At 63.9% G+C, this 19742-nt stretch carries 17 protein-coding genes and 1 pseudogene; 3 read left to right on the top strand and 15 right to left on the bottom strand.

The annotated features are described in order from the left end of the window. Positions 1-85: 85 nt before the first annotated feature. The 6 genes from ACK3SD_RS03225 to xerD form a co-directional block, all read right to left on the bottom strand. Entirely contained in the window at positions 86-3205 is a 3120-nt protein-coding gene (locus tag ACK3SD_RS03225) for a chitinase (protein ID WP_481126745.1), read from the bottom strand. Positions 3206-3373: 168 nt separating this feature from the next. Beyond that, a complete protein-coding gene (lysS, locus tag ACK3SD_RS03220; RefSeq protein ID WP_137762235.1) occupies positions 3374-4891 on the bottom strand; it encodes a lysine--tRNA ligase in 1518 nt (505 codons plus the stop codon). Between the two features lie 9 nt (positions 4892-4900). Continuing rightward, a protein-coding gene (gene prfB / locus ACK3SD_RS03215) for a peptide chain release factor 2 (RefSeq protein ID WP_481126744.1) occupies positions 4901-5999 on the bottom strand; the annotation gives its coding sequence in 2 pieces (ribosomal slippage) (positions 4901-5923 and positions 5925-5999; 1098 coding nt in all). Between the two features lie 119 nt (positions 6000-6118). Further along, positions 6119-7852, bottom strand: a complete 1734-nt coding sequence (gene recJ / locus ACK3SD_RS03210) for a single-stranded-DNA-specific exonuclease RecJ (protein WP_481126743.1) — start codon at positions 7850-7852, stop codon at positions 6119-6121. 19 nt (positions 7853-7871) lie between these two features. Beyond that, on the bottom strand, positions 7872-8588 hold the full coding sequence (gene dsbC / locus ACK3SD_RS03205) for a bifunctional protein-disulfide isomerase/oxidoreductase DsbC (protein WP_481126742.1): 717 nt from the start codon (positions 8586-8588) through the stop codon (positions 7872-7874). 28 nt (positions 8589-8616) lie between these two features. Beyond that, positions 8617-9567, bottom strand: a complete 951-nt coding sequence (xerD, locus tag ACK3SD_RS03200) for a site-specific tyrosine recombinase XerD (RefSeq protein ID WP_481126741.1) — start codon at positions 9565-9567, stop codon at positions 8617-8619. Positions 9568-9641: 74 nt separating this feature from the next. Here xerD and fldB point away from each other — a divergent pair, with 74 nt between their 5' ends. Then, complete coding sequence (fldB, locus tag ACK3SD_RS03195) at positions 9642-10160, top strand: flavodoxin FldB (protein WP_481126740.1); 519 nt, start codon at positions 9642-9644, stop codon at positions 10158-10160. A gap of 17 nt (positions 10161-10177) precedes the next feature. Here fldB and ACK3SD_RS03190 read toward each other — a convergent pair whose 3' ends face one another. Both ACK3SD_RS03190 and sdhE read right to left on the bottom strand, forming a co-directional pair. After that, positions 10178-10618 carry a protein YgfX gene (locus ACK3SD_RS03190; RefSeq protein WP_481126739.1) on the bottom strand — a complete coding sequence of 147 codons (441 nt, stop codon included), beginning with the start codon at positions 10616-10618 and terminating at the stop codon, positions 10178-10180. Further along, positions 10599-10865: an FAD assembly factor SdhE gene (gene sdhE / locus ACK3SD_RS03185; RefSeq protein ID WP_137762228.1), complete on the bottom strand. Its 267-nt coding sequence runs from the start codon at positions 10863-10865 to the stop codon at positions 10599-10601. The genes ACK3SD_RS03190 and sdhE overlap by 20 nt, the downstream gene beginning before the upstream one ends. A gap of 226 nt (positions 10866-11091) precedes the next feature. On the opposite strand from sdhE, the gene ygfZ reads away from it, so the two are divergent. After that, on the top strand, positions 11092-12084 hold the full coding sequence (gene ygfZ, locus ACK3SD_RS03180) for a tRNA-modifying protein YgfZ (RefSeq protein WP_481126738.1): 993 nt from the start codon (positions 11092-11094) through the stop codon (positions 12082-12084). A 51-nt stretch (positions 12085-12135) separates the two neighbouring features. Here ygfZ and trhA read toward each other — a convergent pair whose 3' ends face one another. Further along, the gene (gene trhA / locus ACK3SD_RS03175; RefSeq protein ID WP_481126737.1) at positions 12136-12795 is read right to left on the bottom strand and encodes a PAQR family membrane homeostasis protein TrhA; all 660 of its coding nucleotides are present in this window, start codon (positions 12793-12795) and stop codon (positions 12136-12138) included. Between the two features lie 164 nt (positions 12796-12959). Between trhA and ACK3SD_RS03170 the strand changes: the two genes are divergently transcribed. Beyond that, on the top strand, positions 12960-13568 hold the full coding sequence (locus ACK3SD_RS03170; RefSeq protein ID WP_481126736.1) for an HD domain-containing protein: 609 nt from the start codon (positions 12960-12962) through the stop codon (positions 13566-13568). 4 nt (positions 13569-13572) lie between these two features. Here ACK3SD_RS03170 and rbsK read toward each other — a convergent pair. From rbsK to ACK3SD_RS03140, 6 genes and pseudogenes are all read right to left on the bottom strand, one after another. Beyond that, positions 13573-14495 (bottom strand): annotated as a pseudogene (rbsK, locus tag ACK3SD_RS03165) (ribokinase). After that, the gene (alsK, locus tag ACK3SD_RS03160; protein ID WP_481126735.1) at positions 14492-15400 is read right to left on the bottom strand and encodes an allose kinase; all 909 of its coding nucleotides are present in this window, start codon (positions 15398-15400) and stop codon (positions 14492-14494) included. The pseudogene rbsK and the gene alsK overlap by 4 nt, the downstream one beginning before the upstream one ends. A gap of 14 nt (positions 15401-15414) precedes the next feature. Further along, a complete protein-coding gene (gene alsE / locus ACK3SD_RS03155; RefSeq protein WP_137762222.1) occupies positions 15415-16086 on the bottom strand; it encodes a D-allulose 6-phosphate 3-epimerase in 672 nt (223 codons plus the stop codon). 32 nt (positions 16087-16118) lie between these two features. Next, positions 16119-17147 (bottom strand): ABC transporter permease, encoded by a 1029-nt coding sequence (locus ACK3SD_RS03150; protein WP_481126734.1) that lies wholly within the window; start codon positions 17145-17147, stop codon positions 16119-16121. A 20-nt stretch (positions 17148-17167) separates the two neighbouring features. Further along, the gene (locus ACK3SD_RS03145) at positions 17168-18088 is read right to left on the bottom strand and encodes an ABC transporter permease (protein ID WP_240775758.1); all 921 of its coding nucleotides are present in this window, start codon (positions 18086-18088) and stop codon (positions 17168-17170) included. Between the two features lie 115 nt (positions 18089-18203). Beyond that, entirely contained in the window at positions 18204-19742 is a 1539-nt protein-coding gene (locus ACK3SD_RS03140) for a sugar ABC transporter ATP-binding protein (protein WP_481126733.1), read from the bottom strand.

Genomic DNA, 19742 nt, shown 5'->3' with positions numbered 1-19742 from the left:
CATTATAACCCTAACCGCCTGAGAGACAAGCAGTAAAACACCGCCAATTGGCGGTGTTTTGAGCAATCGCAATGCATTGGCCGCCTCAGGCGGAGAATCGGCGTGGCGCGGCGTAGTAAGCCCGCATCTTTTCTGCCAGCCAGCCGCCGTCATCGCCGTTGGAGTGGATGGTGGTGATACTGACGGTCGAGCCACCGCCCCACAGCACGGAGAAGATGTTGTAATCCGGCAGGTTATGCACCTGCTGCTGGCCCCAGTCGTAGCCCTTGTCGCGCTGCAAAAACTCCCCGACGGTGGCCGCGCCATAATTCACCGGGTTGAGCGGCGTGTTGCGCAGCCCGGCGTAGATGGTGGAGACGTTGCTGCCGATGCGATCGTCCCCCATCAGGAAGGTGCCGCCAGAGCCGAAGTGGCTGCTGGGGATCAGCGAGGTGCCCTCGCTCTCGGTGGGCATGTGGCCGCCGGGGATCTGCCAGATCATCGCCGGTCGGTTCAAGCCAGCGGCGGTGTACTTCACCAGCTTCAGGTAGTTGAGCCAGCTGGAGGCGTTCCAGCCATAGTGCGCCAGCGCATCCGGGCTGAAGCAGTCGCGCTCAAACTTATCGAAGACGATAAAGTCCGGCACCGCCTCCCCCCGGTAGACCCCCAGCTCATCAATGAAATTAACCACCGCGTCGGCATGGGCGCGGGCGTCCACGTTCTCGCGCAGTACCCAGTCGGCGGTGCCGGTCGCCCAGACGTTGGTCTGCCAGCCGAAGGGGACGTCGGGCGCGAAGTGGCGAACGATGAAGTTGATCGCCTGCACATAGCCATAGAGATCGTCGCGGAACGTCGGCAGCGTGGGCGCGCTGAACTTAAGCAGCGGCGCCAGATCCTGCACCGCCTGTTTTAGCAGCCTGTTGACCTGCACGCTATTGGCCTGCCGCACCACCTCATAGCCATACGGCTCCTGCTGCATCGCGCCGAGGAAGTCCGGGTTGAGTACAAAGGTGACCGGCACCGGGTGCGCGGCATCCTTGTAGCTCTGCGCCGCGACGCACTGGGTGATGAAGCTGCCGAAGTGGTTGCGCAGGCGCTGCGTGTCCTGGAGATCCGGGAGCGCGCTGCCGCCGCTGGCGTTGGCGGTGTAGACCACCATCACCGGCATCACCGGCTGCCCGCTGTTCTGCTCCATCTCGCGCGCCACCTTGCAGGTGCGGTGCACCGGCAGGGTGTGGAGATCGAGGTAGCCGTCGCCGTTCTCATCCACTTCCGGCGCGGGCAACGGATCGCCGCCGCCGTCGAAGCCGTCATACTTGAAGATCGCGCTGACCGGCACGTTCTGGTAGGCGGTGACGCTGGCCTGCGAGTTGACCGTGACGCCGCCGTGCGCCAGATAGTCCGGCCAGCCGCGCACCTGTAGGTCAACGCCCTGCTCAAACACCAGCCGGATGCGGCTCTGGCTGGCGGAGAGCGTGACGCTGGCGCGCTGCGCCAGATAGGTGCGGCCGTTGAGGCTCAGGCGGCCCGCGCTCAGGATGTAGTCACCTGCCGCCAGCGGTAGCGGGATCGCCTGTTCGCTGCTGCCATTTAGGGTGAAGTAGTACTGCGTCAGGCCGTCCGGGCTGACCAGCGACACCTCCAACTTATGGCTGCCGGCTGGCAGACCGGTGGTGGAGAGCGTCGCCTTCACCATGCCGCTGGTGTTGAGGTTGCGCGTCTGGTAGCCCACCGTCACGGCCAACGGGCTGTTTTTGTTCGGGATAAAGCTGTTCAGCGCCGACTGGTTGGTGAACTCGGTATTGTTGATGTGGGTGGTGACAATCTTGACCTGACAGGCCACCTGATGCGTCAGCCGGTTAAGGGTCAGCGACTCACCAAAGGAGAGCGTGTGATCCCCCTCCAGTGTCTGGCCGCCCTGCGACAGGTTGAGGCGGATCAGCCCCTGCCGGATGCTGTGGTTGTTCATCAGCGTCAGGGTGGCGGAGGCGAAGATGTGCGGGGCCTGATAGGCCAGCGCCACCTGGTAGGGCGAGTTGCTGGCCGACAGCGACAGCGTCTGCTGCGCCTGCTGCGGGGTGAGGCTCGCTTCCTCACTCTCCAGCACCGGCAGTTGCAGGGTGTAGCGGCCATAGGCCAGGTTCGCTATGCGCGTGGTGCTGCCCCATGCCAGCGTGTGGGTCACGGATTTGCCCTGCGGATCCACCAGCACCACTAGCGGGCTGGGCAAACCGGCCAGCGGGCAACCGGGGGCGGTCAGCGCCAGCTCCCCCTGCCGGGCCGGATCGTTTTGCAACGTGACGTGCACATCGCCCAGCGTGACCGGCGTCTGGGTGGCGCTCAGGCTAAAGCTTAATGTCGCGCTGGCCCCCGGTTTTAGCGTCATGGGCTTGCTTGCGGGCAGCACCAGCGTATTTTTTTCCAGCGGCCAGCCGCCGTCACGGGTCAGGGTGGGCGCGCCACCGGCTGCCAGCGTGCCGCCGTAGGGGCTATACTCATCGGGGTGGCCGGTGGCGAGGAACTCAATCTCCGCATGGGCCAGATCGATCACCTGCTGGCTGGCGTTGGTCAGGCTCAGGGTCACCTTCTGATACCAGCTGCTGGAGGCTAGCGCGCTGACGCTGACCGCCACACTGGCCGCCGCCGGCTCTTGGGGCGCAGGTGACGCCTCCTCTTCCCAATCCGGCGGCGGCAGGTTATCAGTCGGCTCGGGCGTGGGGGCAACCTCCGGCTCAGGGTCTGGCACCGGGGCGCTCTCTGCTTCAGGCTCTGGTTCAGGGGCAATCTCCGGCTCGGGTTCTGGCGCAACGGGCGTTGGCTCCTCGGCAGGAGTTTCCTCGCCCTCACCCTGCTCGCCGCTGGCGAGGGTCAACGTCCAGTGGCTGACCTCAAACGGGATCTGCCCGGCAGCGAGGTTGAACACCAAGGTGCCAAGCTGGCCGGGCGCTAATAGCAGCGGCCCGCCGTTATCCAGCACCACGCGCGTGTGCTTCAGCGGCCACTCGTCAGTGAAGGTGATGTCGGGCATCTTGCCGCCCATCAGCGACCCGCCTACCGGCGCGTAAGCATCGATGCCACCATTGGCGGTAAAATTCAGCTCGGCCTGATTGAGATCCAGCACCGCCTTGCCGTGGTTGCTGAAGATCAGCGTGACCGGTTGATACCAGCTGTTGACGTCGATGGCGCTGGTGGCCAGATGTAGCCCTGATGGAAATTGCGTTGCCATGGTAATCCCCTTATTGGAAGGTGTCCGCTAAGGTTTTCACTAAGCAACTGTTATTCCTATCATTTATCCGCTAAAAAAGTATAACCTGCGGTCATAACACATCAATCACGGCAAATAACAGACATAAAAAAGAGCGCCGGGGCGCTCTTTGATAAAGATGAGGAAGGCTTATTTCTGCGGGCGCATCGCCGGGAACAGGATCACGTCGCGGATGGTGTGGCTGTTGGTGAACAGCATCACCATGCGGTCGATGCCGATGCCCAGACCGGCGGTCGGCGGCAGGCCGTGCTCCAGCGCGGTGACGTAATCTTCGTCATAGAACATCGCTTCGTCATCGCCGGCATCCTTGGCGTTAACCTGCTGCTGGAAGCGCTCAGCCTGATCTTCTGCGTCGTTCAGCTCGGAGAAGCCGTTACCGATCTCACGGCCGCCGATGAAGAATTCGAAGCGGTCGGTGATCTCCGGGTTCTCGTCGTTGCGGCGCGCCAGCGGTGACACTTCAGCCGGGTACTCGGTGATGAAGGTCGGCTGAATCAGGTGGCTCTCTGCGGTCTCTTCAAAGATCTCGGTGACCAAGCGGCCCAGACCCCAGCTCTTTTCAACCTTGATGCCCAGCGAGTGGGCGATCGCCACGGACTTGTCGAAATCATCCAGATCGGCCAGGTTGGTCTCCGGGCGATACTTCAGGATCGCTTCGCGCATCGTCAGCTTCTCGAATGGCTTGCCGAAGTCAAACTCCTGATCGCCATAGGGCACCTTGGTGGTGCCGAGCACGTCCTGCGCCAGGGTGCGGAACAGGCTTTCGGTCAGCTCGATCAGGTCACGGTAGTCCGCATAGGCCATGTAGAGTTCCATCATGGTGAACTCTGGGTTATGGCGCGGCGATACCCCTTCGTTGCGGAAGTTGCGGTTGATCTCGAACACGCGCTCAAAACCGCCCACCACCAGACGCTTCAGGTACAGCTCCGGCGCGATGCGCAGGTACATATCGATGTCGAGCGCGTTGTGGTGGGTGATGAACGGACGCGCGGAGGCGCCGCCTGGGATCACCTGCATCATCGGCGTTTCGACTTCCATGAAGTCGCGGCCCACCATGAAGCTGCGGATGCCGGACATGATCTGGGAGCGCACCTTGAAGGTGTTACGCGACTCGTCGTTGGCGATCAGGTCGAGGTAACGCTGGCGGTAGCGGGTCTCCTGGTCAGCCAGGCCGTGGAACTTGTCCGGCAACGGGCGCAGTGCCTTGGTCAGCAGACGCAGTTCAGTACAGTGGATGGAGAGTTCGCCGGTCTTGGTTTTGAACAGCTTGCCGCGCGCACCCAGGATGTCACCCAAGTCCCACTTCTTGAACTGCTCGTTGTAAATGCCTTCCGGCAGGTCATCACGCGAGACGTAGATCTGGATGCGGCCGCCCACATCTTGCAGGGTGGCGAACGACGCCTTGCCCATGATGCGGCGGGTCATCATGCGACCAGCGATGGTCACTTCGACGCCCAGCGCCTCCAGCTCTTCCGGCTCTTTGCTGTCATAGTCGGCGTGCAGCGCGTCAGAGGTGTTTTCGCGACGGAAGTCATTCGGGAATGCCACGCCTTTTTCACGCAGGGCGGCCAGCTTCTCGCGGCGCGCCTTCAGTTCGCTGTTCAGTTCCTGCGCCTGATCTGCGCCTTGGGGTTGTTGCTCAGACATTTCGGTTCCTCATAACCCGGCTTTCAAACTTGCCTCAATGAATTTGTCCAGATCGCCATCGAGTACGGCCTGGGTATTGCGTGTTTCAACGCCGGTGCGCAGATCCTTGATGCGGGAGTCATCCAGCACATAGGAGCGGATCTGGCTGCCCCAGCCGATGTCAGATTTGTTCTCTTCCATCGCCTGTTTCTCAGCATTTTTCTTTTGCATCTCAAGCTCGTACAGCTTCGCCTTCATCTGCTTCATCGCTTGATCTTTGTTTTTGTGCTGGGAACGGTCGTTCTGGCACTGGGTGACCGTGCCGGTCGGAACGTGGGTGATACGCACCGCGGATTCCGTCCGGTTAACGTGCTGGCCGCCCGCGCCGGAGGCACGGTAGACGTCAATACGCAGGTCTGCCGGGTTGATCTCGATGTCGATGTCCTCATCCACTTCCGGGTAGACAAACGCGGAACTGAAGGAGGTGTGGCGGCGGCCGCCGGAGTCAAACGGGCTTTTGCGCACCAGACGGTGGACGCCGGTCTCCGTGCGCAGCCAGCCAAAGGCGTAGTCGCCGATGATTTTCAGGGTGGCGGACTTCAGGCCAGCCACGTCACCGTCGGACTCTTCGATGATCTCGGTCTTGAAGCCCTTGGCCTCAGCCCAGCGCAGGTACATGCGCAGCAACATGCTGGCCCAGTCCTGTGCCTCGGTGCCGCCGGAACCAGCCTGGATGTCCAGGTAGCAGTCGGCGCTGTCATACTCACCGGAGAACATGCGGCGGAACTCAAGCTGTTGCAGCTTGCTATCCAGACCGTCCAACTCCTCAACGGCTTCGTTGAAGGTCTCTTCGTCGTCGGCTTCCACCGCCAGCTCCAGCAGGCCGTTGACATCGTCCAGCCCTTGGGTCAGCTGGTCGAGGGTCTCAACGATCGCTTCCAGTGAGGCGCGCTCTTTGCCCAGCGCCTGGGCGCGTTCAGGCTCGTTCCAGACGTCGGGCTGCTCCAGCTCGGCGTTTACTTCTTCCAGTCGCTCTTTCTTGGCATCGTAGTCAAAGATACCCCCTCAGAACAGCTGTCCGCTCAGACAGGTCCTGAATTCGGTTTTTTACCGGATTAATTTCAAACATGGTTTATGAGTCTTACGTTAAGTCGTCGGTGACGAAGTGCCATTCGAACCGATAATTCTAACGGATCTGGCGGCGGGTTTATAGCAAGTTGCGCCGATTTCTGCCGCCCCGGCGGCCGCCTAGCGCGGCCACAGATGCTGGATCAACAGCTGCACGCTGCGGTTGCCACGGAACTCGTTGACATCCAGCCGGTAGGCAAGCTGCACCTCGCGGATGCTGGTGTCCGGCCACTGGGTGGTGTCGATGTTGAAAGCGATGCCATCCAGCAGCGGGCCACCGCCGAGCGGCTCCACCATCAGCTTGAGGTGGCGCTCGCCCACCAGCCGCTGTTGCAGGATGCGGAACACGCCATCAAAGGTCGGCTCCGGGAACGCCTGCCCCCACGGGCCGCCGTCGCGCAGCAGCTCGGCGGTCTCCAGCGTCAGTTGCTGCGGGGCCAGTTCGCCATCCGACCAGATCACCCCCTCCAGCTGCGAAGGATCCAGCCACTCGCCCACCAGCTCGGCGAAGCAGTCGCGGAAGCGCTCAAAGTGCGCCTCCTCCAGTGACAGCCCGGCTGCCATCGCGTGGCCGCCGAACTTCATTATCAAGCCGGGGTGGAGAGTATCAATGCGCTCCAGCGCGTCACGCATGTGCAGGCCAGCGATGGAGCGGCCAGAGCCTTTCAGCACCCCCTCGCCCGCCGGGGCAAAGGCGATCACCGGGCGATTGAAGCGCTCCTTGATGCGGGAGGCGAGGATGCCCACCACCCCCTGATGCCACTCCGGGTGGTACATCGCCAGACCAGAGGGGAGCACGGTGCTGCTACGCTCCAGCTGGTTGCAGAGCGCCAGCGCCTCCATCTGCATCCCCTGTTCAATCTCGCGTCGCGTCTGGTTGAGGGCGTCGAGATCGTTGGCAAGCGCCCGCGCCTGCGCGAGGTCATCGCTCAGCAGCAGCGCCACGCCAATCGACATATCATCCAGCCGGCCAGCAGCGTTCAGCCGTGGCCCCAGGCCAAAGCCGAGGTCACTGGCCGCCAGGGTGCGCGCCTCGCGCCCGGAGACCTCCAGCAGCGCGCGGATGCCGGGGCGGCACTTGCCGGCGCGGATGCGGTTTAGCCCTTGGTAGACCAAAATGCGGTTGTTGGCATCCAGCGGCACCACGTCCGCCACCGTGCCGAGCGCCACCAGATCAAGCATCTCTGCCAGATTTGGCTCCGCCAGCCCGCGCTGGGCGAACCAGCCAGCGTCGCGCAGGGCGCTGCGCAGCGCCAGCATCAGGTAAAAGGCAACGCCCACACCAGCCAGCGACTTGGAGGGAAAGGCACAGGTCGCCAAATTGGGGTTCACGATGGCGTCCGCCTCCGGCAGGGTATCGCCCGGCAGGTGGTGATCCGTGACCAGCACCTGAAGCCCCTTCTCATGCGCCAGCGCCACGCCAGCGTGGGAGGAGATGCCGTTATCGACCGTCAGGATCAGCTCCGCGCCGCGCGCCGCCGCCTGCTCTACCACCTCCGGGCTAAGGCCGTAGCCATCGTCGAAGCGGTTCGGCACCAGATAGCTCACCTCGCTGCCGCCCATGCTGCGCAATGCCAGCACCGTCAGGGCGGTGCTGGTGGCACCGTCGGCGTCAAAGTCGCCGACTACCATAATGCGCCGGCGATCGGCCAGCGCCTGTTGCAGCAGCGCCACCGCCTGATCAATGCCGCTCAGTTGCTGGTAGCTGAGCAGGCCGCGCACGCCGCGCTCCAACTCTTCTGGCTGGCGGACGCCGCGCGCGGCGTAAAGGCGGCGCAGCAGCGGGGAGAGACCGGCGGGCAGCGCCCCGGCCTCGGCCGCCTCACGGCGGCGCAGGGTTGTTTGCGTGATCACTCAGGACTTACCACCATCATCAATTTTTCTCATTGTGTGACGCCTTCTGGGCATCCAGCATCGCCGCCATCTCTTTCGGCGGCTGGTAGCCCGGCACCATCGTGCCATTCTCCAGCACGATGGCTGGCGTGCCGGAGACGCCAAACTGCACGCCCAGCTCAAAGTGGCGGCTGATATCAGTCTGGCAGGTGGCTGGCGACGGCGCGTCGCCACGCATCGCGTCATCGAAGGCGCGGTTGCGGTCGGCGGCGCACCAGATCGATTGCATCTGCTTCTCGTTGGCCGAGGCCAGCCCCTGCCGTGGGAAGGCGAGGTAGCGCACCGTGATGCCCAGCGCGTTGTACTCTTTCATCTGCTCATGCAGCTTGTGGCAGTAGCCGCAGGTAATGTCGGTGAAGACGGTGATCACATGGCGCTGCTGCGCAGCCTTGTAGACGATCATCTCGCCCTCGAGGCTGTCGAGTTTTTTCAGCAGCAGGCGGTTGGTGATGTTGACCGGCTGCTTGCCGCTGACGTCATACAGCGGCCCCTGCACCATATAGCGGCCATCGTCGGTGGCGTAGAGCACGCCATTCTCGGTCAGGATGGTCTTCAGGCCAGCCACCGGCGCGGGCTGGATCTCCATATGCTGCACGCCGAGGCTCTTCAGGCTGTTGATGATGGCGGCGTCATCCGCCTGCGCGCCGCCACAGAACATCGCGGCCAGTAGGGCCAGCGACATGATCGGGTTTTTCATTCCTGTTCCTTGTAGTGCCCCCCGCCGCTCAGGCGCGGGGATGATGCTGTTGATGAAGCTGCTTCAGCCGTTCCGTTGCCACATGGGTGTAGATCTGCGTAGTAGAGAGATCGCTATGGCCCAGCAGCATCTGTACGACACGCAGATCCGCGCCGTGGTTCAGCAGATGGGTGGCAAAGGCGTGGCGCAGCACGTGGGGCGAGAGCCGGTCGCTGTCAATACCAGCCAGAACCGCATAGTGCTTGATGCGGTGCCAGAAAGTCTGGCGCGTCATCTTTTGGCTGCGGTTGCTGGGGAACACGATGTCGAGGGTCTGGCCATTCAGCAGCCACGGGCGGCCAAACTCCAGGTAGTTCTCCAGCCAGTGGATCGCCTCCTCGCCGAGCGGCACCAGCCGCTCCTTGTTGCCCTTGCCGATCACCCGCACCACGCCCTGACGCAGGCTGACGTCGCTTAGGGTCAGGCCCACCAGCTCCGAGACGCGCAGCCCGGTGGCGTAGAGCACCTCGAGCATCGCCTTGTCGCGCAGCTCCAGCGGGTTCTCGGGGCTGGGTGCCTGCAACAGCGCCTCCACCTGCGCCTCGCTCAGGTCTTTCGGCAGCCGCTGCGGCAGCTTGGGCGAGGCCAGCAGCGCGCTCGGGTCATCGGTGCGCTGTTTCTCCCGGTAGAGGTACTGGAACAGGCGGCGCATGGCGCTGACCAGCCGCGCCGAGCTGCTAGCCTTGTAGCCGCCCTCGACGCGCTCCGCCAGAAACGCCTGCAACGCCGGGGTGTCGGCGGCCAGCAGGCCGCTCTGGTGGTGGTGCAGCCAGGCCGCCAGCGTGTGCAGGTCAATGCGGTAGGAATCGAGCGTATTTTGCGCCAGGTTGCGCTCCAGCCACAGGGCGTCGAGGAACTGTTCAATCAGGCTGTGGTCATGCTCAAGCTGTGTCACGCTGGCTCCCGGAGTGAAGTGATCTCGGCCGTCATTATGCCTCATCGCAGGGCAAAATAGTGGAGCAAATCTGATACACTCAGCTTATCTCCAATTCTGTAACCTGATGGCAACATAAAATGAAGATTGGTCTGTTTTACGGTTCGAGCACCTGTTATACCGAGATGGCAGCGGAGAAGATCCGCGACATTCTGGGCGAGGAGCTGGTCGATCTGCATAACCTGCGCGATGCCGATCCCAAGCTGATGGAGGAGTACCCGGTACTGATCCTTGGCATCCCGACCTGGGATTTTGGCGAGTTGCAGGAGGATTGGGAGGCGGTCTGGAACCAGCTGGTGACCCTGAGCCTGAAGGGCAAGATTGTCGCCCTGTATGGCATGGGCGACCAAGCCGGCTACGGTGAATGGTTCCTGGACGCGCTCGGGATGCTGCACGATCAGCTCAAACCCAAGGGCGTGCACTTTATCGGTTACTGGCCCACCGAGGGCTTCGAGTTCTCCAGCCCGAAACCGCTGACGCCCGATGGCAAGCACTTCGTCGGGCTGGCGCTGGATGACGTGAACCAATATGAGCTGAGCGATGAGCGCATCCAGCAGTGGTGCGAGCAGATCCTCCAGGAGATGGCACCGCTGCTGTAGTGAACTGCCGTCCGTCCCTACGTCTCCCCCTGCCCCGCGCCGCTCTGCATGTAGGCGCGGAAGTGGCGCCATGCCTCTGGTGACAGCGCGTCAGAGGCCAGCCAAAACCGCTGGCGGCGGCGCTGCAAGAACGGCAGGCTCTCCGCGCCAGCCAGCGGCTTGAGCAGCATGATGGCGCCACTGCGTAGCAGCCAGGGCGAGCCGACACACTCCCACTCCCGCTGCTTCCAGCGCAGGCGCTGCGGCGATAGGAACACCATCTCGCCATGGCAGGCCGAGATGCGCTTTTGGCTGCGGATGCACTGGAACACCAGCGGCACCAGCAACGCCAGCCACACCAGCATGTAGCCCTCCGGCCAGGGGGCCAGCAGCACCAGCAGGATCAGGCCGCCATGCAGCAACAGGGAGAGGATCTGGGTACGCCAGGAGACGCGCAGATCACATCGCCACTGGGCCACGGGCTTTATTTCGCGTCTGAATCAGGGTAACCATGCGCTGCAACGCTTCGTCCTGCGGCGCGCCGTGATTCATCAGCCAGTTGAAGAGATCCGGGTCATCGCACTGCAACAGGCGGACAAACAGGGTTTTGTCGGCCTCGGACAGCGTGTCGTACTCATGCTCGAAGAACGGCATGATGGCGATGTCCAGCTCGCGCATACCGCGGCGACATGCCCAGTGAATGCGGGCCTTATTGTTAATATCCATGTGTTTTACCGACCTTTATTTCAAAGACGTTCATCAGTTTAAACCGATTTTATCACTCTGCACGCACCACGGCTTAACAATTCGGCGCAGTGCGAAAAAAGAGGCGGCACCCGACACCCCACCGACAAGGAGTTGCGATTGGGATGCCACGAATTCCTGTTGCAATCCCCCGCGCCTCTTTTACCATTAAGCAACACTTACGGCACCCTACTGGCAGGAATCCACTATGGCGTATCACACCCCGTTTCCCCCGCAAAAGCCCTCGGCATCGTCCCATCTGCCCCTGACCCTGATCTCCCTTGAGGAGTGGGCGCTGGTCAACGTCACTGGCGCTGACGCGGTGACCTACTTGCAGGGCCAGGTCACCGCTGACGTGGCCGCGCTCGCTGGCCAGCACACGCTGTGCGCGCACTGTGACGCCAAGGGCAAGATGTGGAGCAACCTGCGTCTGTTCCCGCATGGCGAGGGCTGGGCCTATCTGGAGCGCCGCAGCGTGCGTGACAGCCAACTGGCCGAGATCAAGAAGTACGCGGTGTTCTCCAAAGTGACCTTCACCGCGGATGATGAGGCGGCGCTGCTCGGCGTGGCCGGTTTCCAGGCGCGCGCCGCACTGGCCGGGCTGTTTGACGAACTGCCGACCGCCGAGCGGCCGGTGGTGCAGCAGGGCGACTCCACGCTGCTGCACTTCGCCCTGCCGGCGGAGCGCTTCCTGCTGGTCACCCGCGCCGACAAGGCGAGTGAACTGATGGACAAGCTGGGCGGCGAGGCGCAGTACAATGACAGCCAGCAGTGGCTGGCGCTGGAGATTGAGGCGGGCTACCCGGTGATTGATACTGCCAACAGCGCGCAGTTCATCCCGCAGGCCACCAACTTGCAGGCGCTGCCAGCGGGCATCAGCTTCAGCAAGGGCTGCTACGCCGGGCAGGAGATGGTGGCGCGCGCCAAGTACCGTGGCGCGAACAAGCGTGCGCTCTACTGGCTGGCGGGTCAGGCCAGCCGCGTGCCAGCCGCCGGCGAGGATCTGGAGTTGCAGATGGGCGAGAACTGGCGGCGCACCGGTACGGTGCTGGCGGCGGTACAGCTCAATGACGGCACGGTCTGGGTACAGGTGGTGATGAACAACGATCAGGCACCGGAGAGCCGCTTCCGCGTGCGCGACGACGCCCACGGTGCCCTCGCCATCCAGCCGCTGCCCTACTCGCTGGTGGAGGAGAAGTAACGCTCCCCAGCATAAAAAAACGGGGCCTGCTGGCCCCGTTTTTTTCGCCCGCTACACGTAGAGATAGATCGCCAGAAAGTGGCAGACGCTGCCGCCGAGCACAAAGCCGTGCCAGATGGCGTGGCCAAAGCGCCACCGCCGCGAGGCGTAGAAGATAACGCCGAGGCTGTAGATCACCCCGCCAATCGCCAGCAGCGCCACCCCACCCACCGGCAGCGCCCGCGCCAGCTGGTAGATGACAATCAGCGACAGCCAGCCCATCGTCAGGTAGGTCACCAGCGACAGCGCCTCAAAGCGGTGGGCAAACGCCAGCTTGAACAGCACGCCGACCAGCGCCAGTCCCCAGATCACCGCCATCAACCCGCGCGCCAGCGGCGAATCCAGCCCCACCAGCAGGAAGGGGGTGTAGGTGCCAGCAATCAACAGGTAGATGGCGCAGTGATCAATCTTCTTCAGCCAGTACTTCGCCCGGTGGTGCGGGATGGCGTGGTAGAGCGTTGAGGCCAGATAGAGCAAAATCATGCTGCCGCCATACAGGCTGTAGCTGGTGAGCGCCACGGCGCCCGCGCCCTCATGCAGCGCCTGCATCAGCAGCAGCACCAGCCCGACGATGCCAAATACCACGCCAACGCCGTGGCTGAGGCTGTTGGCCAGCTCCTCGGCCCAAGGATAGGGAACAGAACGGGAAATTGCGGGTGGGGTTGAACGCATGCGCTGGCTTCCTTCACGGCAGAGAGGGGAAATGGGTCGCCTTTGCAGGGTAACTGAGAATGATTCCAGAGTACACGTGTAAGCTGACAAAAAATCTGTGAGACCTTGTCACAACCAAGTGTTAACGGAATAATCACATTTTCGCCGTCCGACCTGGAGTGTGTATGTCATTGATTTCAAGTGCGCTGGATTTCGGTTCCCTGACCGAAGTGTTCCAATTCCTGATGGAGATCGACAAGCTGAAAACCGTGGAGCGCCGCACCAAGGTGCTCGGCACCAGCCGGCAGGAGAACTCCGCCGAACATAGCTGGCACTTTGCGGTGGCGGCGATGACGCTGGCCCCCTACGCCGACGAGGGGCTGGACGTGCAGAAGGTGATCCAGATGGCGCTGCTGCATGACATCGTGGAGATCGACGCGGGCGACGTGCTGGTGTATGACCTGGCGGGCCGCGCCGCGGTACAGGAACAGGAGCAGGCTGCTGCGCAGCGGCTGTTTGGCCTGCTGCCGTCGCCGCAGCGCGAGCGCTTCCTTGGCCTGTGGCAGGAGTATGAGGCGGGCGAAACGCCGGAGGCGCGCTTCGCGCTGGTGATCGACCGCATCCTGCCGGTGCTGATGAACCTCAATAACCAAGGACAGAGCTGGGTGGAGAATGGCATCCGGCTGGAGCAGGTGCTGAGCCGCAACGCCTTCATCGGCGAGATCCACCCGGAGCTGTGGCGGCATTTGGAAGGCCACCTGCAAGACGCCCAGCGTCAGGGATGGCTGAAATAATCCCCTACCCCGCCTGCAGCCGCGCCAGCGCCTCGGCGTGGCTCGGCATGGAGGCCGCCGCCCCCGGCCGCTCGACGCACACCGCCGCATAGGCGGTGGCAAACCGCACCGCCTGCGCCAGCCCACTGCCGGCCGCCAGTTGCGCCGCCAGCGCGCCGTTGAAGGCATCGCCCGCGCCGGTGGTATCAACTGGCGTGGCGCGGCAGGCTGGCACCAGCGTGGTCTCCCCTTCAGCGACAGCAGCGCCCCCTGGGTGCCGAGGGTGACGATCAGCCGCGCAATCCCCTTGCGGTGCAGCACCGCCGCCGCCTCACGCGCCGAGGCCACGTCCGTCACCGTCACACCGCTGAGCAGCGAACACTCAGTGGCGTTGGGCGTCAGCAGGTCAACCTGTTGCAGCAGCGCGTCCGGCACCGGCTGGAACGGCGCCGGGTTGAGGATCACCGAGGTGCCCGCCTCACGCGCCAGCGCGATGGCGCGCTCCACCGCTGGCAAGTTGTTCTCCAGCTGGGTCAGCAGGATGTCGGCCGCGGCAATCGCGGGACGGCACTGATCAATCTCCTGCTCGCTGACCGTCAGGTTCGCGCCGGGATCGACCGCGATCATGTTCTCCGCATCCTCACCCGCCACGTAGATCAGCGCATTGCCGGTTGGCCGCTCGCCGGTGGTGAACAGCGTCACGGCGTCAAAACCGGCGCTGTCGAGGTGGCGGCGGGCGAACTGGCCGAAATCATCCCGCCCCACCTTGCCGATGTAGTGGACGCGCGCGCCAGCGCGCAGCGCGGCAATCGCCTGATTGGCCCCCTTGCCGCCCGCGCCCATCATGCTGTTGCGCGCAATCAGCGACTCGCCCGGCAGCGGGAAGCGCGCCATGCCCGCGACGATATCCAGGTTGAACGATCCAAACACACACACTTTGTTGCTCATGCCTGCCTCCTGCTGCCGGCAAAGGAAAAGTCACGGGCGGCGGCCAGACAGGCACCACGGCAGCCGGTCTCGTCAGTGACGTCGCTCAGGGTGATCGCCAGCCCGCCGGCCGGCTGTGGCGCGCGTAGATGGCGACGGATCTGCGCAATCAGCGCCGCCTGCGGGAAGCCGGGCATCGCCAGCACCCCGCCGCCCAGCACCAGATGCTCCGGGTCGAGGATGTTCATCTCGGCGGCAATCGCCTGCGCCAGCCGGGTGATGAACGCCTGCAAATCCGGGTGCGCCGCGTGCTGTAAGAACAGCTCGCCAATCGGCGTCTGCGCGGCGTGGGCGGTGGCCCAATCCGCCAGCCAGTGGCCAGCGGTGACGCTCTCCACGCAGCCGATGTTACCGCAGCGGCAGGCGGTGGTTTCGCCCGGCCACGGCATGTGCCCCAGCTCGCCAGCGGCCCCGTGCGCGCCGTGGTAGAACGCCCCCTCCAGCCACAGGCTGTTGCCCATGCCGGTGCCGAGGTAGACCCCGACCGCCACGCGCGGCAGGTGCGGCAGGCGGGTCAAGTCCCACCACATCAAGTGGTTGACGTCCTTGTCCATCGCCACCTCTACCCCCAGCGCCTGGCTAAGGCACGCCGCCACCGGCTGGTTGTCCAGCGCCGGGATGAAGGGCAGCGAGAGCACCTGCCGCCGGTCGCGTGACAGAATGCCGGGCAGCCCGAGCATCACCCGCGCCAGCGGCCCCTCTGGCCGCGCGGCGGCAATCAGCTCTGTCAGCCCCTGCAACGGATCGGCCTGCCGCGCCCAGCTGGCGGTCGGCACTTTGCGGTAGCCGCTAAAGCGTTGCTGCTCATCCATTACCATCAGGCGGGTGTGTGTACCGCCGATATCGACCCCAAGAAATTGCTGCATACGCCTCTCCGCGTTTACGCCGCCTGGCGCATCTGATCGAGCATTTTTTCCCACGCCGCATCCAAGTCACTGTCCAGATTGAACAGTCCGGAGGTGCCGACAATCAGCACTTCCGCGCCCGCGCCCATCAGGTCGTGGTAGGTACGGCTGTTGCAGGAGCCATCAATCTCTATCAGGTAGCGGTGGCCCTGCTCACGCTTCAGGTCGCGCAACTGGCGGATCTTGCCGAGCATCTCCGGGATGAAGGGCTGGCCAGCGTAGCCAGGATCGACGGTCATCACGGTGATCTTGTCCAGCAGGTGGATGTAGTGGCGGATGTACTCCACCGGCGTCGCCGGGTTGAGCACCACGCCCACCTTTTTGCCAAGTGAGCGGATCTGGTTAATCACACGGAAGGCGTCGCGGTTGATGGTCTCGGCGTGCGGGCAGATGAAGTCTGCCCCGGCCTCGGCAATCGGCACGATAAAGTCGGTCGGGTGCTCCACCATCAGGTGCACGTCCAGCACCAGTGGCGTGTGCGGGCGGATCTGCTCAATAAAGAAGGGCGACAGGGTGATGTTCTTCACGAAGTGCCCATCCATGATGTCGATGTGCAGCATGTCGGCGCGGCGATTGAGCACCGCCAGCTGCTGGCGGATCTCCATCAGGTTCATGCACATCAGCGAGGGCGAAATTTTGTAGTCCATGGTCCGTATCCTGAGGTTAAGGGGAAAAAGGGTCAGGGGCGAGCCTGCCGGGCGCGCAGGGCGCTGAGCCGCGCCGCACGCCGCTGCTGGTAACGCTGGCGGAAGAACTTGCCGGCCAGCACCAGAATCAGTACCGCGCCCCACATCGCCAGGCTGAAGTGCGGGCTGACGTTGAGCAAATTGAGGCCGGTGGCGATCACCTGGAGCACCACCAGCGCCAGCACCACGCCGCTGACGCGGCCAAAGCCGCCGAACGGGTCGGTGCCGCCGAGGATGATCGCCAGCACGGTCAGCAACAGGTAGGAGTCGCCGTAGCCCATGCGCGCCGAGTTGAAGCGCGCCATCATCACCAGCCCGGCGATCACGCACAGCAGGCTGGAGATCATGTAGATCGCCATCAGCACGCGGTGGGTGTTCACGCCGCTGAAGTGGGTGGCGTTGATGTTGCTGCCGCTCATGTAGATGGTCTTGCCGAGGCGGGTCTTCTCCAAAAACAGCGCCAGCAGCAGCGCCGTCACCAGAAACAGGATCAGCGGCACCGGCACGCCGAGCAGCGTCTCCGCGCCGATGTAGCGCACGATCTCTGGCATTCCGCTCAGGGCCGCGCCGCGCGTCAGGTAGATGCCGAGGCCGTTGACGATGGTCATGGTCGCCAGCGTCACCAGAATCGGGTGCGCGCCGACGTAGGCCACCAGCGCGCCGGTGAACAGGCCAATCACCATCGCCAGCAGCATCGCGCCCACCAGCGCCACCGCCAGCCACAGCGCCTGTAGCGCCAGCCCGGCCTCCGGCGGCATCCAGGTGAGGAACACCCAGGCCATCAGCAGGCTGGTGAGGTTGGCGGTGGCGATGATCGCCAGATTCAGGCCGCCGCTGAGGATCGGGATAAACATCGCCAGCGTCAGCAGCCCCAGCTCCGGCAGCTGGAAGGCGATGCTCATAAAGGTGCCGCCGTTGAAGAAGCGCCCCGGCAGCGCCACGCTGAAGCCCACCACCACCAGTACCAGCAACAGCAGCAGCCCTTGGGTGGTGCCATCCACTTTTTTGATCCGCGTAAACATAAGCTCTCCCGCGCCGGCCATCAGACGAAGCCGACGTCCGTCTCTTTGCGTTTTTTGTAGTGGGTGACGGTGATGGCGGCGACAATCACCACGCCAATCACCACATTCATGAAGTAGTTGGAGACACCGATCAGGTTCAGGCCGTTCTTCAACATGCCGATCAGGAACACCCCCATCAGGGTGCCCACCACGCTCCCCTTGCCGCCGTTGAGGCTGGCCCCGCCCAGCACCGCCGCCGCCAGCACGTCCAGCTCGCCGCCGACCAGTGCGTTGGGCACCACCTCGCCGACGCGGTAGACCTGCACCAGCCCGCCGACCGCCGCCATCGCGCCGAGGTAGCCATAGGCGAACAGGTGCAGCAGCCCGACGCGGATGCCGATGCGCCGCGCCGACTCTTGATCGCCGCCCATCGCGAACAGCTGGCGGCCCAGGTGGGTGCGGTTGAGCAGCAGCCAGGTGAGCAGCGCCACCGCCAGCATCACCACCAGTGGCAGGCCGATCTGGTAGCTCTGGTCGCCGAGGCTGAACGGCAGCACGCTGCGCGGCAGCGTCCACCACTCCGGCAGGTCATACAGGCTGCGGCCGTTGGTCAGCCACATCAACATGCCGAACAGCAGCGCCTGCATACTGATGGTGACGATGATCGAGACGATGCGCAGGCCGTAGATCAGCAGGGCGTTGAACATGCCGAGCAGCATCCCCGCGCCGATGCCGAGCGCGATGCTGAGCACCGGGCTGGTCAGCCCCAGATGCAGGAACAGCGAGGCGATCAGGTACTGCACCACCGAGGCGACGGCGGCGAAGGAGATGTCGATGCCGCCGGTCACCAGCACCACGAACAGCCCGAGGGCAAAGATGCCGCTGACCGCATAGCTCTCGGTCAGGTCGAGCAGGTTCTGCACGGTGAGGAACTGGTCACTGAGCAGTGAGAAGGTGACCATCACCACCAGCACCACCCACGCGAGGTAGCCCTCGTTGTGGCGCGGCAGCAGGCGGCGCAGGCCGTGTGGCCCGACGCGGCGGGCCGGGACGCCCTTCGGCAGGTGTGAGTTGATGTCAAGCATTGACCGCCTCCGCGAGTTGTTGCTGGCTGATGCCGTGTGGCAGGTATTCGCCGATGACGCTGCCTTCGCTGAAGTGCAGCACCCGGTCGCAATTGAAGTAGACCTCCGGCACCTCGTCGGAGATCAGCAGCACCGAGATCCCCTCGTCGGCCAGCTGGTGGATCAGCTGGTAGATGCTGGCCTTGGCGCCGACATCCACGCCGACGGTGGGCGAGTCGAGGATCAAAATCTTGGGTTGGGTCAGCACCCACTTCGCCAGCACGATCTTCTGCTGGTTGCCGCCGGAGAGCGTCGAGATCGCCTGCTCCGGGTCATTCACCTTGACGCCGAGCCGCTCGATCCACTGCATGATCAGCTTGTTCTTGCGGTACTCATCAATCAGGTGGAAGCGGCCGCGCAGCTGGTCGAGGATCGCCAGCACCGTGTTATCGGCCACCGACTGCTGCAACACCAGCCCGAGCGTCAGGCGATCCTCCGAGACGTAGCCGATGCCGGCCTTGATGGCGTCCTCATGGCTGCGGAAGCGCACCGGCTTGCTGTCGAGGTAGATCTTGCCGCTCTCCGGCCGGGTCATGCCGAACAGGCTGAGCGCCAGCTCGGTGCGGCCGGAGCCGAGCAGGCCGCACAGCCCCAGCACCTCGCCCTGATAGAGTTTGAAGCTGACGTCATGGTACTGGCCGGGGCGGCTGAGGTTGTCCACCTCCAGCATCACGCGCGGGTTGTGGCGGTTGGCCGCCTTCAGGCGGTAGTCGAGGGTCAGGCCGGTCATCAGCTCCGTCAGGCGGGCGCTGCTCACCTCGCTGGCCGGGAAGGTGCCGACCTTTTTGCCGTCGCGGATCACCGTCACGCGGTCGGAGATCTCCAGCACCTCATCCAGCCGGTGGCTGACGAACACCACGCTGATGCCGCGCCCCTTCAGGTAGTGCACGGTGCGCAGCAGTTGGTTGACCTCGGTGCGGGTCAGCGAGGCGGTCGGTTCATCCATGATCACCAACCGGGCGTCGGCCACCAGCGCGCGGCAAATGGCTACCTGCTGGCGCTGGGCAATGGGCAGCTCCGACACCTTGCTGTCAAGATCGAGGGTAAAGTTCAGCTCCTCAAGAATGCGTTGCGCCGTGGCGCGCAGCTTGCCGGGCCGGAACCAGCCCAGCAGGCCATGCAGGTTGTGCTCAAAGGCGATGTTCTCCGCCACCGTCAGGTTGGGGAACAGCGACAGATCCTGGTAGATCACCTGAATGCCGAAGGCGCGGGCCTGATCCGGCGTCAGCCGGCGGAAGGTTTCGCCATTCAGGGTGATGCGGCAGCCGGCATCCGGCTGGTAGACCCCCGAGATCACCTTGATCAGCGTGCTTTTGCCGCAGCCGTTGGTGCCGGCCAGACAGTGCACCTCGCCCTGCATCAGGGTCAGGGAGATCTCATCCAGCGCCCGTTGGCCGCCGAAGGTCATCGACAGGTGCTGCACGTCGATCAGCGGCTGGCCGACGGTGGGCGCGGCGGGCGTTGCGGTTGGGAGTGTCTCGGAGATCGCCAT

This window comes from Chimaeribacter sp. YP20170169, from assembly GCF_056739715.1.
This window is presented reverse-complemented; position numbering and strand designations above follow the sequence as displayed.

Coding starts and splice junctions, on each gene's coding strand:
- ygfZ (WP_481126738.1), top strand. CDS start 11,092: ATGGCGTATCACACCCCGTTTCCCCCGCAAAAGCCCTCGGCATCGTCC.
- ACK3SD_RS03170 (WP_481126736.1), top strand. CDS start 12,960: ATGTCATTGATTTCAAGTGCGCTGGATTTCGGTTCCCTGACCGAAGTG.
- ACK3SD_RS03140 (WP_481126733.1), bottom strand. CDS start 19,742: ATGGCGATCTCCGAGACACTCCCAACCGCAACGCCCGCCGCGCCCACC.
- ACK3SD_RS03150 (WP_481126734.1), bottom strand. CDS start 17,147: ATGTTTACGCGGATCAAAAAAGTGGATGGCACCACCCAAGGGCTGCTG.
- ACK3SD_RS03225 (WP_481126745.1), bottom strand. CDS start 3,205: ATGGCAACGCAATTTCCATCAGGGCTACATCTGGCCACCAGCGCCATC.
- trhA (WP_481126737.1), bottom strand. CDS start 12,795: ATGCGTTCAACCCCACCCGCAATTTCCCGTTCTGTTCCCTATCCTTGG.
- fldB (WP_481126740.1), top strand. CDS start 9,642: ATGAAGATTGGTCTGTTTTACGGTTCGAGCACCTGTTATACCGAGATG.
- alsK (WP_481126735.1), bottom strand. CDS start 15,400: ATGCAGCAATTTCTTGGGGTCGATATCGGCGGTACACACACCCGCCTG.
- alsE (WP_137762222.1), bottom strand. CDS start 16,086: ATGGACTACAAAATTTCGCCCTCGCTGATGTGCATGAACCTGATGGAG.
- xerD (WP_481126741.1), bottom strand. CDS start 9,567: ATGAGGCATAATGACGGCCGAGATCACTTCACTCCGGGAGCCAGCGTG.
- dsbC (WP_481126742.1), bottom strand. CDS start 8,588: ATGAAAAACCCGATCATGTCGCTGGCCCTACTGGCCGCGATGTTCTGT.
- lysS (WP_137762235.1), bottom strand. CDS start 4,891: ATGTCTGAGCAACAACCCCAAGGCGCAGATCAGGCGCAGGAACTGAAC.
- ACK3SD_RS03145 (WP_240775758.1), bottom strand. CDS start 18,088: ATGGTCACCTTCTCACTGCTCAGTGACCAGTTCCTCACCGTGCAGAAC.
- sdhE (WP_137762228.1), bottom strand. CDS start 10,865: ATGGATATTAACAATAAGGCCCGCATTCACTGGGCATGTCGCCGCGGT.